This window comes from Streptomyces mashuensis, from assembly GCF_014654785.1.
In the GTDB taxonomy this organism is placed as follows: Bacteria; Actinomycetota; Actinomycetes; order Streptomycetales; family Streptomycetaceae; genus Streptomyces; species Streptomyces mashuensis.
Window position 1 is genome coordinate 778,587 of record NZ_BNBD01000002.1, and the last position, 16,640, is coordinate 795,226.

The 16,640-nt window shown below is 74.0% G+C and carries 20 protein-coding genes; 10 read left to right on the forward strand and 10 right to left on the reverse strand.

The genetic code is table 11. The features are described from left to right. Positions 1 to 57: 57 nt before the first annotated feature. The 4 genes from IE305_RS08775 to IE305_RS08790 form a co-directional block, all read right to left on the reverse strand. Positions 58 to 762, reverse strand: a complete 705-nt coding sequence (locus IE305_RS08775) for a class F sortase (RefSeq protein ID WP_190128853.1) — start codon at positions 760 to 762, stop codon at positions 58 to 60. A gap of 40 nt (positions 763 to 802) precedes the next feature. After that, positions 803 to 1,387 carry a hypothetical protein gene (locus IE305_RS08780; protein WP_190128854.1) on the reverse strand — a complete coding sequence of 195 codons (585 nt, stop codon included), beginning with the start codon at positions 1,385 to 1,387 and terminating at the stop codon, positions 803 to 805. A 217-nt stretch (positions 1,388 to 1,604) separates the two neighbouring features. Next, positions 1,605 to 2,384: an HAD-IIA family hydrolase gene (locus IE305_RS08785; protein WP_190128855.1), complete on the reverse strand. Its 780-nt coding sequence runs from the start codon at positions 2,382 to 2,384 to the stop codon at positions 1,605 to 1,607. 86 nt (positions 2,385 to 2,470) lie between these two features. Further along, entirely contained in the window at positions 2,471 to 3,583 is a 1,113-nt protein-coding gene (locus tag IE305_RS08790) for an ROK family protein (RefSeq protein WP_190128856.1), read from the reverse strand. 56 nt (positions 3,584 to 3,639) lie between these two features. On the opposite strand from IE305_RS08790, the gene IE305_RS08795 reads away from it, so the two are divergent. Both IE305_RS08795 and IE305_RS08800 read left to right on the forward strand, forming a co-directional pair. Next, positions 3,640 to 4,716, forward strand: a complete 1,077-nt coding sequence (locus tag IE305_RS08795; protein ID WP_190128857.1) for a Gfo/Idh/MocA family protein — start codon at positions 3,640 to 3,642, stop codon at positions 4,714 to 4,716. Between the two features lie 172 nt (positions 4,717 to 4,888). Then, on the forward strand, positions 4,889 to 5,200 hold the full coding sequence (locus IE305_RS08800) for an SH3 domain-containing protein (RefSeq protein WP_190128858.1): 312 nt from the start codon (positions 4,889 to 4,891) through the stop codon (positions 5,198 to 5,200). A 188-nt stretch (positions 5,201 to 5,388) separates the two neighbouring features. Here the strand turns inward: IE305_RS08800 and IE305_RS08805 are convergent, their stop codons facing one another. Then, positions 5,389 to 6,615, reverse strand: a complete 1,227-nt coding sequence (locus tag IE305_RS08805; protein ID WP_308440235.1) for a hypothetical protein — start codon at positions 6,613 to 6,615, stop codon at positions 5,389 to 5,391. A 337-nt stretch (positions 6,616 to 6,952) separates the two neighbouring features. Here IE305_RS08805 and IE305_RS08810 point away from each other — a divergent pair, with 337 nt between their 5' ends. Both IE305_RS08810 and IE305_RS08815 read left to right on the forward strand, forming a co-directional pair. Then, positions 6,953 to 8,539: an MFS transporter gene (locus IE305_RS08810; protein ID WP_190128859.1), complete on the forward strand. Its 1,587-nt coding sequence runs from the start codon at positions 6,953 to 6,955 to the stop codon at positions 8,537 to 8,539. Beyond that, on the forward strand, positions 8,536 to 9,039 hold the full coding sequence (locus IE305_RS08815) for a potassium channel family protein (protein ID WP_190128860.1): 504 nt from the start codon (positions 8,536 to 8,538) through the stop codon (positions 9,037 to 9,039). The genes IE305_RS08810 and IE305_RS08815 overlap by 4 nt, the downstream gene beginning before the upstream one ends. 56 nt (positions 9,040 to 9,095) lie before the next feature. Here the strand turns inward: IE305_RS08815 and IE305_RS08820 are convergent, their stop codons facing one another. Continuing rightward, complete coding sequence (locus tag IE305_RS08820) at positions 9,096 to 10,469, reverse strand: diacylglycerol/lipid kinase family protein (RefSeq protein WP_190128861.1); 1,374 nt, start codon at positions 10,467 to 10,469, stop codon at positions 9,096 to 9,098. A gap of 221 nt (positions 10,470 to 10,690) precedes the next feature. On the opposite strand from IE305_RS08820, the gene IE305_RS08825 reads away from it, so the two are divergent. Further along, a complete protein-coding gene (locus tag IE305_RS08825) occupies positions 10,691 to 11,680 on the forward strand; it encodes a hypothetical protein (protein ID WP_190128862.1) in 990 nt (329 codons plus the stop codon). Positions 11,681 to 11,762: 82 nt separating this feature from the next. On the opposite strand, the gene IE305_RS08830 is transcribed toward IE305_RS08825, so the two are convergent. Continuing rightward, the gene (locus tag IE305_RS08830) at positions 11,763 to 12,893 is read right to left on the reverse strand and encodes a PP2C family protein-serine/threonine phosphatase (protein ID WP_190128863.1); all 1,131 of its coding nucleotides are present in this window, start codon (positions 12,891 to 12,893) and stop codon (positions 11,763 to 11,765) included. 110 nt (positions 12,894 to 13,003) lie between these two features. On the opposite strand from IE305_RS08830, the gene IE305_RS08835 reads away from it, so the two are divergent. Beyond that, entirely contained in the window at positions 13,004 to 13,201 is a 198-nt protein-coding gene (locus IE305_RS08835; RefSeq protein WP_190128864.1) for a hypothetical protein, read from the forward strand. 10 nt (positions 13,202 to 13,211) lie between these two features. Here the strand turns inward: IE305_RS08835 and IE305_RS08840 are convergent, their stop codons facing one another. Next, entirely contained in the window at positions 13,212 to 13,571 is a 360-nt protein-coding gene (locus IE305_RS08840) for a MerR family transcriptional regulator (RefSeq protein ID WP_190128865.1), read from the reverse strand. A 120-nt stretch (positions 13,572 to 13,691) separates the two neighbouring features. Between IE305_RS08840 and IE305_RS08845 the strand changes: the two genes are divergently transcribed. After that, positions 13,692 to 14,495, forward strand: coding sequence for an aminotransferase class IV family protein (locus IE305_RS08845; RefSeq protein ID WP_190128866.1), 804 nt, complete (start codon positions 13,692 to 13,694; stop codon positions 14,493 to 14,495). On the opposite strand, the gene IE305_RS08850 is transcribed toward IE305_RS08845, so the two are convergent. Together IE305_RS08850 and IE305_RS08855 are read right to left on the reverse strand one after the other, a co-directional pair. After that, entirely contained in the window at positions 14,465 to 14,803 is a 339-nt protein-coding gene (locus IE305_RS08850) for a DUF6255 family natural product biosynthesis protein (RefSeq protein ID WP_190128867.1), read from the reverse strand. The two genes, IE305_RS08845 and IE305_RS08850, sit on opposite strands and share 31 nt — an antisense overlap. Next, positions 14,803 to 15,159 (reverse strand): hypothetical protein, encoded by a 357-nt coding sequence (locus IE305_RS08855; RefSeq protein ID WP_190128868.1) that lies wholly within the window; start codon positions 15,157 to 15,159, stop codon positions 14,803 to 14,805. Before IE305_RS08855 ends, IE305_RS08850 begins: the two co-directional genes overlap by 1 nt. A 200-nt stretch (positions 15,160 to 15,359) precedes the next feature. Here IE305_RS08855 and IE305_RS08860 point away from each other — a divergent pair, with 200 nt between their 5' ends. The 3 genes from IE305_RS08860 to IE305_RS08870 are packed head-to-tail and all read left to right on the forward strand — an operon-like array spanning position 15,360 to position 16,640. Beyond that, positions 15,360 to 16,223 carry a helix-turn-helix domain-containing protein gene (locus IE305_RS08860; RefSeq protein ID WP_190128869.1) on the forward strand — a complete coding sequence of 288 codons (864 nt, stop codon included), beginning with the start codon at positions 15,360 to 15,362 and terminating at the stop codon, positions 16,221 to 16,223. 15 nt (positions 16,224 to 16,238) lie between these two features. Continuing rightward, complete coding sequence (locus tag IE305_RS33440) at positions 16,239 to 16,427, forward strand: DUF397 domain-containing protein (protein ID WP_190128870.1); 189 nt, start codon at positions 16,239 to 16,241, stop codon at positions 16,425 to 16,427. 18 nt (positions 16,428 to 16,445) lie between these two features. Continuing rightward, a complete protein-coding gene (locus IE305_RS08870; protein WP_190128871.1) occupies positions 16,446 to 16,640 on the forward strand; it encodes a DUF397 domain-containing protein in 195 nt (64 codons plus the stop codon).

Below are 16,640 nucleotides of genomic sequence, written 5' to 3' on the forward strand. Positions count from 1 at the left end.
CCGGGCGGGGCGAGTCATGCCAGGAGGCGGGGCGCGTAGCCCTGTCGGGCGACCGCATCAGGCCCGTCCTGTCCCGTCGGCCGTGGTGGTGCCCGTCAGGTATGCGGAGACGACGACGTTGGCGTCGTAGGTGCGGTGCCGGGGGTCGTACCGGCCGCCGCAGGTGATGAGGCGGAGCTCGGCGCGGGACCGGTCGCGGGGCCCGTAGACCTTGGCGGCGTCGAAATGGTCCTTGGTGTGCAGGGTGACGTCCTCGACGGTGAACTCGGCGGTGCTGCCGTCCTCGCGCGCCACCTGGACGGTGGCGCCGGGCCGGAGCCGGCCGAGGCCGTGGAAGACGGCGGGGGCGTGCCGGGTGTCGAGGTGGCCGACGAGCACGGCGGCGCCGGGGCTGCCGGGGGCGGGCCCGTTCCGGTACCAGGCGACGGTGCCCGGCCGGTCGTACGGCGGTGGGTCGACGGCGCCGGACGCGTCGAGGCCGCGGGGCTCGACGGGGGCGCGCAGCCGGAGGGAGGCGATGGCCAGGGCCCGGGGGCGGGCGCGGGGCAGCGGCGTGTGGGCGCGCGGCAGCGCGAGCGCGCCCCCGGGACGGCCGGCGGCGGCGTGCGGGTGCCGGGCGGCGAACGCCGCGCCGGGCGGGGACACGGTGGCCGCGGGCTGTTCGGTGAGGGCCCGGCCCCACAGCCACGCCGGCACCAGCAGCACGGTCCAGGCCAGCGCGGCGAGGAGGCGGCCGGCGCCGGTGGCGCGGGGTTCGGTCATGGCGGTTCGGTCATGGCGCTCGGGGGGGGTGGCCCGGGGGCTAGCGCTGGGTGGCGTTGGTGCGGCGGCGGTACCAGATCAGGCCGCCGGCGATGGCGGCGGTGGTGCCGGCGAGGACGAGTCCGGCGGTGTCCGGGGCCTCGGGCGAGGCGGCCTCCGCGGTGCCGCCGCCGCCCGCGGGCACGGGGGCGACGGGCGAGGCGTCGGGGTGCTCGGTGCGGTCGGGACGGTCGGCGGCGTGGTAGCCGGAGAGGTCGCGGTCGTCGTCGACGACGGTGAGCTGCCCGGCGGCGACGTTGAAGCCGTCGCAGTCGACCTTGACCGGGTACGTGCCGGGGGTGACGGTCTCGCGGACGGTGGCGTCGGCGGAGAGGCGGGCCTGGCCGGCGGCGTCGCGGGTGAGCTTGGCGTCGCTGACGAACGCCTCGGAGGCGGCGGTGGCCCGGTCGCCGGAGCAGCCGGAGACCTTCAGCCGGATCTCGGCACCGGGTTTGCTGGTGAGGGGGGCGACTTCGACGGATCGGGACGTGGCGGGGCCGTCGACGGCGAGCGCGGGGGCCGCGCCGCCGACGGCGAGCGCGCAGGCGAGGGCCGCGGCGGAGCGGACTGAAGCCAGTGGAGCCATGGTGAACCTCCTGTATCCAGAGGTTCACCCGCCGGCGGCGCGGATCGCATCCGCTCCGAAGTCGTATTGCTCCATTTGGCGATCGTCGGACGCGATCCGACCGATTCGGCCTAATCCGGGGCGGGTTCGGGAACGTAGTGCTTTCGGTTCCGATCACACCGGACGTGTGGCCGGTGGGTGACCGGAGGCGTACGGGCGGACCGCTCCTGGCGGGCCGTCAGACGAGCTCGACCAGGTCGGCGATCGAGTCGACGACGCGCGAGGGACGGAAGGGGTGGAGGTCGACCTCCTCGGCACGGGTGAGGCCGGTGAGGACGAGGAAGGTCTCCATGCCAGCCTCCAGGCCCGCCAGGATGTCGGTGTCCATCCGGTCGCCGATCATGGCGCTGGACTCGGAGTGGGCCCCGATGGCGTTGAGCCCGGCGCGCATCATCAGCGGGTTGGGCTTGCCGACGAAGTAGGGCTCGCGGCCGGTGGCCTTGGTGATGAGCGCGGCCACGGAGCCGGTGGCGGGCAGGGCGCCGTCGGCGGAGGGCCCGGTCTCGTCGGGGTTGGTGGCGATGAAGCGGGCACCGTTGTTGATGAGGCGGATGGCCTTGGTGAGCGCCTCGAACGAGTACGTGCGGGTCTCGCCCAGGACCACGTAGTCGGGGTCGGCGTCGGTGAGGACGTACCCGATGTCGTGCAGCGCGGTGGTCAGGCCGGCCTCGCCGATGACGTACGCCGTGCCGCCGGGCCGCTGGTCGTCCAGGAACTGGGCGGTGGCCAGGGCCGACGTCCAGATGTTCGGGACGGGGACGTCGAGGCCGATGCGCCGGAGGCGCGCGTGCAGGTCGCGGGCGGTGTAGATCGAGTTGTTGGTGAGCACGAGGAAGGGCTTTCCGGACTCCCGGAGCCGCTTCACGAAGGCGTCCGCACCGGGCACCGGGATGCCCTCGTGCATCAGGACACCGTCCATGTCGGTGAGCCAGGACTCGATCGGCTTGCGTTCTGCCACGTGGGACTCCTGCCGTGCGGGACGGCCCGTGCCGGGCCGGACACGCCGGGACGGCACCGCTCGTGCGCCGCCCCGACACCCCCAGCCTAATCAGTGCCGCGCGGCAGCCCTTCGTCCTTTTGGCCGGGGGAGGCGCCGAAGAGCGGGGCGAGGACCAGTTCAGCGGCGCCGGTGGCGACGGTGCGGTCGCCGGCGGGGGTGACGGCGACGGGGACGGAGGGCGGCAGCACGGCGCGGACGCCGGCCGCGTACGCGTCGGGCGCGGCCAGGACGGTACGGCCGCCGAGCACCACGTGGTCGATGTCGAGCAGCCGTACGAGGTTGGCGGCGCCGACGCCGAGGAGGCGGGCCGCCCGCGCGGTGTCGCCCCCGGCGACGGCCGCGAGGCACAGCGCCTCCAGGCAGCCGCGGTCGCCGCAGCGGCACGGCGGCCCGTCCAGCTGGAGGACCTGGTGCCCGAACTCGCCCGCGCCCGTCCGCGCGCCGCGGTGCACGGCGCCGCCGAGCACGAGGCCGGCGCCGAGGCCCGTGCCGAGGTGCAGGTACGCGAACGAGCCGCCGGCGCGGGGGCCGCGCGGGGCCAGGGCGAGGGCGGCGGCGTTGGTGTCCTTGTCCAGGGCCACGGGCAGGGCGAGCCGCTCGCCCAGGGCGTCGCGCAGCGGGAAGCCGTCCCACTCGGGGAACCCCGTGACGCGGTGCAGGACGCCGGTGCGGTGGTCGAGCGGGCCGGGGGCGGCGGCACCGGCACCGAGGACGGTGGCCGGGTCCGGGCCCGCGTCGGCGAGCAGCGTGCGGACCTCGGCGGTCACCGTGTCGAGCACCGGCCCGGCACCGGCGCCGAATGCCAGCGGCGCGGTGCGGGCGGCGACGACGGTGCCGCTCAGGTCGGCCAGGACGGTGGTCACCGTGTCGCGGTCGAGGTGCAGCCCGACCGCGTGGGCGGCGTCGGGCACGAGGCTGAGCGCGGTGGCGGGTTTGCCGCCCGTGGACGCCCGCCGGCCCGCGCCGGCCGCCAGGCCGGCCTCCTTGAGCCGGGCACTGATCTTGCTCACCGCCTGCGGGGTCAGCCCCGCGGCCGCGGCCAGCTCCGCCCGGCTCGCGCCCTCCGGGCCGGCGTCGCGCAGCAGGCCGAGGACCACGGCGGCGTTGTGGTCGCGCAGCGCGGACAGGTTGGCTCCCCGGTTCCCCACATTCCTCACACGGTCATTCTCCCCACGACTTGCGCTTACGCAACAGCGTTGCCAAAGTGGGCCGCATGGCTGCCTCCCCTTCCTTCCGTGTCGGCCTGATCGGCTACGGCCTCGCCGGCTCCGCCTTCCACGCGCCGCTCGTCGCCGCGACCGACGGCCTCGCCCTCGACACCGTCGTCACGTCCGACCCCGGCCGGCAGGCCCAGGCCCGCGACCGGTACCCGGACGTCCGGGTCGCCGACACCGCCGAGGCCCTCCTCGACCGGGCCGGCGAGCTGGACCTCGTCGTCATCGCCTCCCCCAACCGCACCCACGTCCCCCTGGCGCGCGCCGCGCTGGAGGCGGGGCTGCCCGTCGTGGTCGACAAGCCGCTGGCCGCGACGGCCGCCGAGGCCCGGGACCTGGCCGCGCTCGCCGACCGCCGGGGGCTGCTGCTCAGCGCGTTCCAGAACCGGCGCTGGGACAACGACTTCCTCACCGTCCGCCGCCTCGTCGCCGACGGCGCCCTCGGCCGCGTCCAGCGCTTCGAGTCCCGCTTCGAACGCTGGCGGCCGCAGCCCAAGGGCGGCTGGCGCGAGTCCGGCGACCCCGCCGAGATCGGCGGCATCCTCTACGACCTCGGCAGCCACCTCGTCGACCAGGCCCTGACCCTCTTCGGCCGCGCCACCACCGTCTACGCCGAGAGCGACGTGCGCCGGCCGGGCGCGGAGGCCGACGACGACACGTTCATCGCCCTCACCCACGCCTCCGGCGTCCGCTCCCACCTGTGGATGAGCGCCACGGCCGCCCAGCTCGGGCCCCGCTTCCGCGTCCTGGGCACCACCGCCGGGTACGTGAAGTACGGCCTCGACCCGCAGGAGGCCGCCCTGCGCGAGGGCCTGCGCCCCGACGGCCCCCACCCGTGGGGCGAGGAACCGCCCGGCTCCTGGGGCCGCCTCGGCTCCGGCGAGTCGCCCCTCACCGGCGGCGGCGAACCCGTCCCCACCGTCCCCGGCGACTACCCCGCCTATTACGCCGCCATCGCCCACTCCCTCCGCACCGGCGCCCGGCCCCCGGTCACGGCCGAGGAGGCGGCCGAGGCCCTGGCGGTCCTGGAGGCGGCCCGGCTCTCGGCGGCGGAGGGCCGCACGGTACATCTCTGAGGTGGGGTTACTGCGGGTATTCGTCACGGTTGTCACGACGCCGTCCGCGGCCGGTACCCACCCTGTTCTGACTGCGTATCAGGCGACTGGTCATGATCATGTCGCTGATACGTTCCTCGACGCCGCGCAAGATCATTTGTTCGGCGCAGCACCATCCGTCGAGGAGCACCACGTGAGTTCTGTCATCCGGGCGAAGAGCACCCGCAAGCGCGCCGCGTCGGTCGCGGGCCTGCTCGTCGCCGCCACCCTCGGCGGCGCCGCCCTGGCCGCCCCCGCCTACGCCGACGACGTCTACGGCCACTGCACCGGCGAGGGCGTCCGCATCCGTGCCGCCGCCAGCACCTCCAGCCCGGTCGTCGGCCTCTGCTACTCCGACCACCGCCTGGCCCACCGGGACGTCTCCGGCGACGGCCAGTGGGACAAGGTCTACGACGTCACCACCGGCGCCGGCGGCTGGATCTCCCACCGCTACTGGAGCTGGTGACCGGCCCCCGGGCCCGCTGACGGGCCCGGGACCCCGGCCCCGAGGGCACGGCGGAACGGTCTCCGCCGTGCCCTCGCGCACGTACACCGGCGTCAGTGGGATGAACCACCACACCCACAGCACGATCCACAGGACCGTCCAGAAGGCGCCCAGCAGCGGGTAGTCGTAGGCCAGGAGCACGTGTGAACTCATGATGGCGTCTGCTTCCTTGTCGTCGGGGTCGAGGCCGCGGCGAGCACCGCGAGGATCAGCAGGACGAGGACGGTGATGCCGAGCACCAGGGCCACGCCCGCCACGGTGGGGTGGTTCCAGAAGAACAGGACGAGGGCCGCCGCCGTGATGACGATGCCGGTGGTCCAGGGGCGGTGGGACTCCAGCCACCGGCCGGTGGAACCGGTCCGCAGTCCGCTGCGCGCCATGGCCCGCCCGGTGGCGCCGGTGCTCCGGGAGGACGCCGAGCGGACGAACCGGGCGCCGCGTCCCGGACCGTAGAGACAGCCGGCCAGGGCCGTGATCACCGCGACGACCAGGACCGTACGGGTGCCGTCGCGCAGGAAGCGCACGAAGGTGTCGTAGATGGAGGCGGCCGCGTCGGGCGGGAGCGCGTCGGGCGGCACCGAGTCCAGGTAGATGCGTCGCATGACGGCGAGCCCGGCGAGGAGCAGCAGCATCATGACGCCGATGCCGGTCGCCGCGCTCATCAGCCCGATCCGGTGCGAGGGCGCCGCCCAGACGGCGACGGCGGCGATGACCACGACGGTGACGGGCAGCCAGGTCCCGGTGATGTCGAGCAGGCGCATCGCGTCCTGGGCCTTGTCCAGCTTGTCGGTCCGGAACAGCGTGATCGACTTGTCCACGTCGGGGATGTTCGCGGCCCTCTGGTAGCCCTCGTCGACCAGCTTCTGCTTGACCTTGTCCACCACGGTGCCGAGATCCAGCACGACGGCGTCGCCCTTGGCCTGCACGGCGCTGTTGCCCTCTCCGGTGAGGGTCTTGACGACGGCGGCGTGGGCCCGCCGGTTGGCGCCGTCCCACAGCTGGGCGAACTCGTCACTGGTGACGACCTTGTTCACCACGTCGTGGACGGCCGAGGTGATCGCGTTCTTCAGCGGACCGGCCAGCAGGTGGGACTTGTCCACGATCAGCGGCGGGGCGTTGGCCTTGGCCAGCGCATTGCTGAGCGCGTCGGTGATGCCGTTGACGTCGACGTTGTCGACCACCCTCGTGGTGAGCCGGTCGGACACGGTCTTCTGCACCGACGGGTCCTTGGCGAGGGGGGCGACGGTCTGCACGTAGCGGTCGGTGTCCGAGACCTGGCTGTGCGCCCACGTCGCCACCACCGCGAGCGGTGAGAGGACGAACGCGAGCACCAGGAGCACGGACGTCACCGCGTAGCGCAGGCGCCGGTGGTGCATGGTCTCGTGGCGGCGGAGCCGTTCGTAGTCGTCACGCTCGCCGGGGCTCAGGGGGACGCCGGCGGGCGGGGGGGGGCGGGCTCGTGGGGGCCCGGCACGCCGGACGTGCTCATGGGGCTGTTTCCTTCCCGGACAGCGGGAGAGCCTGACAGCCGGGGTGGACCACTCCTGTCTCCAGGGTCACCACCGTTTCGCCGTGATCGCATGGCGGGGCTCCGGCCCGTCCCCGGAGCGCCGCCGGGAGCCGTGCGACACACCGCCGCGCACAGCACGGGCCGGGGACGGCGGCGTTCTAGGGTGCGGACAAGGGGCTGCCGGCACTCCTGGGAGACATCAGATGAAGCGATGGCGGCCCTTGCTCGTCCTGGGGACGGCCCAGTTCCTGATGGTCCTGGACACGTCCGTGATGAACGTGTCGATCAGCAGACTGGTCGAGGACTTCGACACCGAGGTCACCGCCATCCAGGCCGTCATCACGCTCTACACCCTCGTCATGGCCGCCTTCATGATCACCGGCGGGAAGCTCGGCGACGCCTTCGGGCGCCGCCGGACCTTCGCCGCCGGCCTCGTGGTGTACGGCATCGGCTCCGCCGTCACGTCCCTGGCCCCGTCCTTGTGGGTGCTGGCGCTCGGCTGGTCGGTCGTCGAGGGCCTCGGCGCCACCCTCGTCCTCCCGGCTCTCGCGGCGCTCGTCGCCGGCGCCTACCGCGACCGCGACCGGTCCGTCGCCTACGGAGTCATCGGAGGACTGGCCGGCGCGGGCATCGCCGTGGGGCCGCTGCTCGGCGGCTGGGTGACGACGTATCTGACGTGGCGGCTGGTGTTCGCGGGCGAGGTCGTCCTGGTCGTCGCCATGCTGTGCGTCGTCCGGTGGATCCCGGACGTCCCCGCGGAGTCCCGCACCGCGCTGGACCGGGTGGGCGTCGTCCTGTCCGCGGCCGGCCTGGCCGCCGTCGTCCTGGGCGTGCTGCAGAGCAGCTCCTGGGGCTGGCTCAAGCCCCGCAACCCGCCCTTCACCGTCCTCGGCTTCTCCCCGGCCCTGTTCCTCGTCGCGGCCGGCGGCATCCTGCTGTGGCTGTTCGGCGCATGGGAGAGACGGCGGGAGGCGCACGGCCGGCAGCCGCTGGTACGCCTGTCACTCCTGCGCATCCCGCCCCTGAAGTCCGGGCTCACCATGTTGCTCTGCCAGAACCTCGTGCTGCTCGGCCTGTTCTTCGTCATCCCCCTTTACCTGCAGGTGGTGCAGGGACTGAACGCGTTCCAGACCGGGCTGCGGCTGCTGCCCGTGTCCGTGACCATGCTGGTGTCCGCCATGACCGGGCCACTGCTCGCCCGCGTCGCCGCGCCCCGCACGGTGGTGCGATGCGGCCTGCTCGTGCTCTTCGCCGCGTCACTGTGGCTGCTGGCCACCATCAAGCCCCGTCTCGACAACCTCTCCTTCGGGCTCGCGATGGCGGTCCTCGGCCTGGGCATGGGGCTGCTCGCCTCCCAGCTGGGCAACGTCGTGCAGTCCAGCGTCGGGGAACAGGAGCGCAGCGAGACCGGCGGCCTCCAGTACACCGCACAGAACCTCGGCTCCTCCCTGGGCACCGCCCTCATCGGCTCCCTGCTGATCGGCGCCCTGGTCAGCGCCTTCACCACACAGATCGAGAAGAACCCGAAGGTCTCCGACGCGGCACGGCACCAGGCCGGCATCGCCATGGAGGCGGGGGTCAGCTTCGTCGGCACCGACCAGGTACGGGCCGGCGCCGAGCGCGCCGCGCTGCCGCCGTCCGAAGTGGACGCGATCGTGGACTCGTACGCCACCGCGCAGCTCGACGCCCTCAGAGCCGCGGTCCTGGCCGCCGGCGCCGTCACCCTCGCCGCCTTCCCCTTCACCCGCCACCTCCCGGCCCGCCGCCCCGCACGGAAGGCCGGCGCATGAGGGAGCTCCTGCGTCCCCTCGCCACCGCGACCGGTCTCGTCCTGGCCTACTACCTGCTCCCCATGGACCGGGGGTTCACGCCGGGGACGGGGGCCGGCCTCGTGCTGGGGCTGTGCGCCGTCGCCGCGCTGTTCACCTGGCAGATCCGCTCCATCCTCCACTCGCCCCGGCCGCGGCTGCGTGCCGTCGAGGCCCTGGCCACCACGGTTCCGCTGTTCCTGCTGCTCTTCGCGACCACGTACCACCTTCTGGACCGCGCCGGCGAGGGCGACTTCTCCGAACGGCTCGGCCGCACCGACGCCCTGTACTTCACCCTCACCGTGTTCAGCACCGTCGGCTTCGGCGACATCACCCCCCGCACCGAACACGCGCGGATCATCACCATGGTGCAGATGACGGGCGACATCCTGCTCCTGGCCGTCGCCGCCCACGTCGTCGTCGGCGCGGTCCAGTCCGCCCTCGGGCGCCGGGCGGGCGACGACGGACAGGCCGGCGGATAGGCCGCTACGGCCAGGTCGCCACGGTCAGGCCGACGGACAGGCCGACGGACAGGCCGTCAGTCGCGGGCCCGGCCGAAGGCGAGGCCCCACAGGTGTCGCCATTCCAGGCGCGGCCGGGGCGGCGGCACCCCCGGGCGGCTCCGGGGCACCCGCACCCGCAACGCGCCGGGCCGCACCACGCAGCGCACCGGGGTGGGCAGGACCAGCGCCTCACCGTCGATACCGGCCCGCACCTCGGGCCGGTCGGCGTCGACGACGACCTCGCCGGCGGTCAGGGACACCAGGCCGGGGGCGTGCGGGCCGCGCAGCAGCTCGGCCGCCTGCACCGCGTTGTCGACCGTGATACCGACCAGGCCCAGCACACCCCCGTCGAGCCGGTCCCGCCGGCCCAGCCCGGCACGGTCGCCCACCCGGTACGGGTTGTTGCTGACCAGCACGGCCTGCGGACCGTCCACCGAGACCTCCCCCGACACGTCCCCCGAGCCCTCTCCCGCGGTGGCCCCGAGCGCGGTGACCCTCAGCCGGGGGCCCTGCCGGTGGGTGAGCACGTCGGGCAGCAGCCGCAGCACGGTGCCCGCCTTGTCGTCCCGGTACGCGGGGCTCTGCACGACCTCCGCGTACGCCCCGAAGGAGGCGTTGTTGACGAAGACGCGCCCTCCCGCGAAGCCGAGGTCCACCCGGAACTCCACCCCGTCGGTGAACGCCTCCAGGCTCCGCGCCGGATCGTCCCGGTCCAGCCCGAGGTCGAGGGCGAAGTGGTTGCGCGTCCCGGCGGGGATCACCACGAACGGGACGTCACCCTCCGCGGCCACCTCCGCGACCAGCGCCTGCGTCCCGTCGCCGCCCGCCACACCGAGCAGGTCCGCTCCCCGGGCCAGGGCGTCACGGGCGAGCGCGGCCACGTCCTGCGGGTGGGCGGGGTCGAGCAGGACGACCTCCGCGCCCAGCGCCTCCGCCCGCTCCCTGAGCCGGAAACGCCCCACCTTGCCACCGCCCGACCGCGGGTTCATCAGGAGGAAGGGGCGCGTGCACGGCCGCGGCGGACGTCCCCCGGCCGCCTGCGTCCGAGGGCCGCCGGAGCGCAGGGCGGCCCGGCCCGTCACGGCGGCCAGCGCCCACAGCGCCGAGGAGGCGAGAACAACCCAGAGCAGCCGCGCCAGGACGTACGACGCGACGACGGCCAGCGGCGCGGCCACGGCCAGCACCATGGCCGCGACCCGCAGCACGCCCCGGCGCGTCAGCGCCCACCAGCCGGCCGCCGCCGCGACGGACAGCCCCGCAAGGCCCACGGCCGCCAGCGCCAGGCTCCCCACACCCGCCACGGACAGCAGGAGGACCGTCCCGCCCACGGCCGCGCCGATCGCGAGACGCGCGCTCCAGCGCCGGCGCGCCCGGGCCGCCCGGCCGGGTGTCGCGGCAGCACGTCCCATGGCACCTCGCAGGTCCTTGCGGCTCCCCCGACCATGGTGACCGCCGGGCACCCCCCGCGCTCGTCCGGAGGAGTCACCGTGGTCCTCCGTGCGGGTGAGGCGGGTGAGGGCACGGCCCGCACCGGGGACGGTCAAGGGGGGCCGCCGGTCGCGGTCGCGGCGTCCCTGGAAGCCCGCCGGGACGGCGGTCGGCGGTCGGCGGTCGGGAAGAGCAGGCCCGGATGGAACGTGACGGACGTGAGGGACGTGACGGACCGGCCGCCGACGGCGCACGGCCGGACCGCCCGGAGGCGTCGACGACGGTCGAGGCCCAGGCACTGCTGCCGATGATCTGGGCCGACCCCCAGCACATGCCCGAGCAGCTGGCCTTCTTCGCCGTACGGCGGTTCGGGCCCCGGGCCGCCGCGGCCGTGGCCCGCCGGAAGCAGCGCGAACCGTCCGCCGACGACGGCGCACTCGTCCGTGCCACCGTCACCCACGGCACACGCCTGACGATCGTCGACGGCGCGGCCCTGGGCGGGCCGTTCGTGGTCCTCATGCCCGTGAGTTTCGTGGCGGCTCTGCTCAGCCAGGCGCAGATGGTGCTGGAAGTGGCCGCGCTGGCCGGCCGCGACCCCTGCGACGAGGCACGCGTCGCCGACCTGCTGGTCCTCCAGAACGTCCACCCCTCCCCCGAGGCGGCCGCCCGGGCCCTCACGCACGTCGAACGCCACCCGCACGGAGGCCACGGCAAGGTGCCCCGGCGGACCCGCTGGTCGCTGCTCGTCAGGATGGCGGCGATCCTCGGCCTCGTCGGCGGAGGCGAGCGGCAGAGCCGGGCCCAGCAGGTGCTGTCCTGGACGTGGATCGGGGCGCTATTCCTTGTCGGCATGGTGCTGCCGCTGATCTGGGTGCCGGCCCTCGCGGCGATCTACCGGAAGAACACCCTGCGGCTCGCGGCGAAAGCGGTGGCGTACTACACGCCGGGCCGGGCCGGGGACCTGGTACGGCACCGGCACCGGCCGGTCCACCTGCCCACGACGGCCGGCCTCGCCACCGTGCTGCGGCTCGTCGTCCTCATGCTGACGCCGTTCCTGGCCACGGTGGCGGTCGTCTGGGCCGACGTCCGGCTGGCCGGCGGCTTCTGGGGCACCTGCCTGCTGGTGCTCGTCGCCGTCTCGCTGCTCGTCGCCGGGGCCTGGTCCGCACGGCGCCGCTCACGCCGGGGGTGACGGGACGCGCCGCGGCGTCAGGCGCCCTGACGCTGGAAGCTTGCAGCTGGAAACTCGAGCTTGAAGCGGCGGGCTAGCCGGTTCACGCGCCGGCCCGTTCGACGAGGAGCATCGCCGCGTCGTCCGCCAGGCGGCCCCCCGTGTGCCGCAGCAACGCCCGGTGCAGGACCTCCAGGACGTCCCGCGGGCTGACGGAGCACCCCTCTGCCCCGGTCTCCCGGCCGGCGACGGCTTTCTCCGCGGCCTCGGCCAGCGGGAAGAACGTGCCGTCGCGGCTCCGGGCCTCCATCAGCCCGTCGGTGTACAGCAACAGCAGGTCACCGGGGGCGAGCGGATGGCTCTCGGTCCCGGAGAGCGGACCTGCGGCGAAATCCTCCATCCACAGGGGCGGCAGGGGGTCGGCGGGAACCAGGGCCCGGACCGTGCCCCGGCTCAGCAGGAGCGGGGGCGGGTGACCACGGTTGACCAGCTCGACCGTGAGGGCGTCCGACACCTGGGCCACGAGCGCGGTGACGAACCCCTCCAGCAGGACCGCCTGGTCGTATGCGCCCGGTACGGCGGCCTCCCGGTGCAGGGCCGCCGTGCAGTGGTTCATCACCCCGGCCAGGTCGTCCTCGTACTGCGCGGCCTCGCGGAAGGCGCCGAGGACCGCGGCGGCCGAGCGTACGGCCGGCAACCCCTTGCCCCGGACGTCCCCCACGATCATCCGCACGCCGTACCGGGTCTGGAGGACCTCGTAGAGGTCGCCGCCGATCTGCGCGCCCTCCTCGGCCGCCAGGTATCTGCCGGCGGCCCGGAGGGGGCCCAGTCGTTCGGGGACGGGCCGCAGGATGACCTCCTGCGCCGCCTCGGCGATCCGGCGCACCTGGTCCAGCTCGCCCTGCCTGCGGGTCCGCGCGGCACTGCTCGCGGCGAGGCCCGCCGCGGAGACGAGGAGGAGCGCCAGCAGGTTGGTGTAGACCTGCTGGGTTCCCCAGGCGTCGTTGTACGTCGCGGTGGTCACGCTGACCGCCACGGCGACGGCGATCGCCGCCAGCGTGCCCCGCGGCCCCATCGTCACCGCCGCCAGCGCGGGCGTCGCCGTCAGGAGCGGCCCGGTGTACAGGAAGTGTGCGGGCGAGAGCTCGATGGCGATCACCAGCAGCGCAAGCGCGAACGGCACGCACTGCCCCAGCACGTAGAGCCAGGGAGCTGAACGCCGGCGCGACCCCATGCCTCCAGGCTCCCGCGCACCTCCCCGGCATTCCACTCGGGGCGTGCACGCGGCGTGTGCGCGTGTGAACCTGAAGGTGGGGGGCCGGAGCACGAGAGGTGGGACCGGCCATGTCCGGGCTGCTGAAGAGAAGGCACAAGGAGACGGGGGCGGAGGCGGGGCCCGGCACCGGGGCCGCCGCCGACCGCGACCGCGAGCAGCAGGAGCAGGAAGCGAAGGCCAAGAACGACCGTGAGCAGGCGAGGGGCGAGGTCTACAAGCCCCCGCCCGAGCAGAACGTCCTCGGCTGGGGACACCGGGGCGAGTGACCTCCCCCGGCTAGGCCGGCTGCTCTGCTGCGGTGCCCCCGGCCAGCAGGTCCGCCAGGGTGTCGCGGCTGCGGCGGAGCTCCGCCATGCGTGCGTCCAGCTCTTGCAGCTCGCGGTCCAGTGTGGCGCGGAGGTCCGGGCACCACTCGAAACCCTCGTCCCTGAAGCAGGGCAGTACCGAGCGGATGACCTCCGTGCTCAGGCCCGCCGCCAGCAACGCACGTATCTGACTGACCGTCACCACGGCTTCCTCGCCGTAGTAGCGGTAACCGTTCGTGCCGCGCTCCGCTTCGAGCAGGCCCTGCTCCTCGTAGTAGCGCAGCAGCCGTGCACTGACCCCCGTGCGCCGGGACAACTCCCCGATCAGCATCCGCCCCTGCTCCGCCTCCGCGTTGACCTTGCCACCGTGTGAACCTCTAACGTCGTCCCCCGACCGGTCATTCCCCCCCTTCCTCCTTCCCCCCTTCCTCCCGTACCGCTGGAGTGACGCATGCCCTCCTTCGTCGTCCACCGCAACGGCCGGCCGGCCACCACCGACGACCTCGCTCCCCTCGCCTTCGCCGGCTACGCCCACTTCACCGCCCTCCAGGTGCGCGGTGGCCGTGTCCGGGGCCTCGACCTCCATCTGGAGCGGCTGCGGTCCGCCTCGGTGGAGCTGTTCGGGCGGGCCCTGCCCGACGAGCGCGTGCGCTCCTTCCTCCGCACGGCGATCGAGGCGGGGCCGGCCGACCTCTCCCTGACCGCCACGGTGTACTCACGGCCCGGCGAGTTCACCGCCGCCGACGCCGGTACGGAGCCCGATCTGCTGGTCCGCACCGGCCTGCCCGCCGACGGGCCCTCCGGCCCGCTGGCCCTGGCCACCGTCCCGTACGAGCGGGTACTCCCCGCCGTGAAGCACGTCGGCGAAGTGGCCAAGACGTACTTCCTCCGCCAGGCCGCCCGCGACGGCTACGACGACGCCGCGTTCCTGGACCGCCGGGGCCGGCTGAGCGAAGGCACCATCTGGAACCTGGCCTTCTGGGACGGCACCACGGTGGTGTGGCCCGCGGCCGACGTCCTCACCGGCACGACGATGAGCATCGTCCGCCGCCAACTCGACCGCCTCGGCGTCCCCCAGGACGTCCGGGACGTCACCCCCGACGACCTGCCGGGGCTGGCCGGCGCCGTCGTCATGAACTCCTGGACCCCGGGCGTCCCGGTGCACCGCATCGGCTCCGCGCCGCTGCCGGCCGCCGCCTCCTTCGTCGGCCTCCTCCGCCGCGCCTACGAGGCCGAGCCCCTCGCCGCCGTCTGAGGACCGGCCCGTCCGGCCGCCCAGCGCGCCGCCGCCGTCGCCCTCCTTCTCCGCCAGATCCCCGGTTTCCCCGGCCGCACCCAGTCGGCGCCCTCGTCGCACAGCATCTGCGCGATCCACGTTGCCGCGGCCCTGTCCGCCGCGTGCGCCTCCTCCAGGCTCTGCGTGACCACCACCGGCAGCCCCGAGGGGCGTACCGCCCGGTACTCCGTGAACCGCCGCACGCCGCACGCGTCGCACCGCGCCTCCCCGGCGTGGTGAGTCCAGCCCGACGCGTGCGTGCAGGTGTTGTACGTCGCCGTCGCCATCAGACGTCCCTCCTCGGCAGGATGTGCGCGTTCCGGAAGTGGCTCCGGATCGCCACGGTCGCGTCCGTGATCTCTTCCTTGTCGCGTCCCAGCACGGCCTGCCGCCGTGCGGCCTCCAGCTCCGCGCACTCCTTGCACCCCACAGGCGACAGCGGCGGCCGCGCCGCGCTCGCCCGCAACCCCGCGGCCTCCCGCTCCGCGCGCGTCGCCAGCCTCAACGCCGTGAACGGCACCTCCCACGGACGGCCACCGCCGCCCGGCCTCCGCACTTGGACGCGCGCGTCCGTGCCGCCGACCACTTGCGCGAGCCGGTTCTCCCGCGTGTCGATCACGTATGCGCCCTGCCGGTACGACATGGCTCCGCCCCTTTCCCCCTGCCGACGACGACTACTCTGCGTAGCCACAGCCTTACGATGCACCCCTCGAAGGGACGCTCGCAACCGGTTCGGGCTCCACAGTGCAGATCTCACCCATGAGGGTGAAAGGTTCGATCGCTCCGCGGCACTGCGGCGGCCCACCGACAGACTGAGCGGCACCGACATCAGGGGAGGATGCGATGGGACAGTCCGCACTCCGGACCGCCCGCCGGCAGCGGCTGGGCGCGGAACTCAAGGCACTGCGCGAGGCCGCGCGGGTGTCTGCCGAGGAGGCGGCGAAGGCCATTCACGGCGACCGCACGAAGATCAGCCGGCAGGAGACCGGCCGCCATCTGATCAGCCGGCTCGAACTCGAAGCGCTGCTCGGCCTCTACAACGTCACGGACGACAAGACGCGCGAGTGGCTGATCGCCCTGGCCTCGGAGGGACGTAAGCGGAGCTGGTGGCGGCAGCGCAGCGACGCGCTCGGCCCGACGTTCAAGGAACTGCTGACGCTGGAGTCGGACGCCGCGAGGATCTGCGCCTACCAGGCCCAGGTCGTACCGGGCCTGTTGCAGACGCGCGAGTACGCCACGGCGGTCATCTCCAGCTTCGACTTCACGCCGGCGGATCAGGTCGAGTTCTGCGTCGACCTGCGGATGGACCGGCAGGACATCTTCCGGCGGGCGAACCCGCCGCAATACCTCTGCCTGCTGCCCGAAGGCATTCTGCGGCAGCAGATCGGCGGACCGCGGGCGGCGGCACGGCAGTTGCGGCGCCTCGTCGAGCTGAGCAACCCGCCGGACATGACGATCCAGGTCATTCCCTTCACGCAGCAGACGTGCCCGCCGACCGGCGGATCGTTCGTCGTCTACTCCTACCCGGACCACCTCGACCTCGACGTGGTGCAGGTGGAATACCTCGACGGAGCCTTGTACTTGCAGGAGGATGCGACGGTCGAGAAGTACCGGAAGGTGCTCGACGGCCTGCGTGCGTGCGCGCTGTCCGCGCAGCAGTCCGCCGAGCTGATCTCGTCGATCGCCGACGAGCTCGAACGGACGTAAGAAGGGCGCTCCTCCGTGATACGTGCAGGGCAGAGCTGGCACAGGTCCTCGTACAGCGGCGACACGCACGGCCAGTGCGTGGAATGCCGGATGACGCGGAACTCCTGGGTCGCCGTCCGCGACAGCAAGGCCCCCGCCCGCGGCACCCTCGCCGTCCCCCCGGCCGCCTGGACCGCCCTTCTCCGCACCCTACGCGACGGATAGAGAAGGAGCGGCCCCGTGATGACGCATCAGCACCGGCCCGGACCTGAGTGGCGCAAGTCCTCCTACAGCGGTGACGGGTGCGGGGAGTGCGTCGAGTTCCGCGTCGGCCGGGGCGATCCGGTCGCCGTCCGCGACAGCAAAGCCCCCGCTCGCGGCGCCCTCGCCGTCCCGCCGCGGGCCTGGGCCGTCTTTCTCCGCACCCTGCGCGACTGA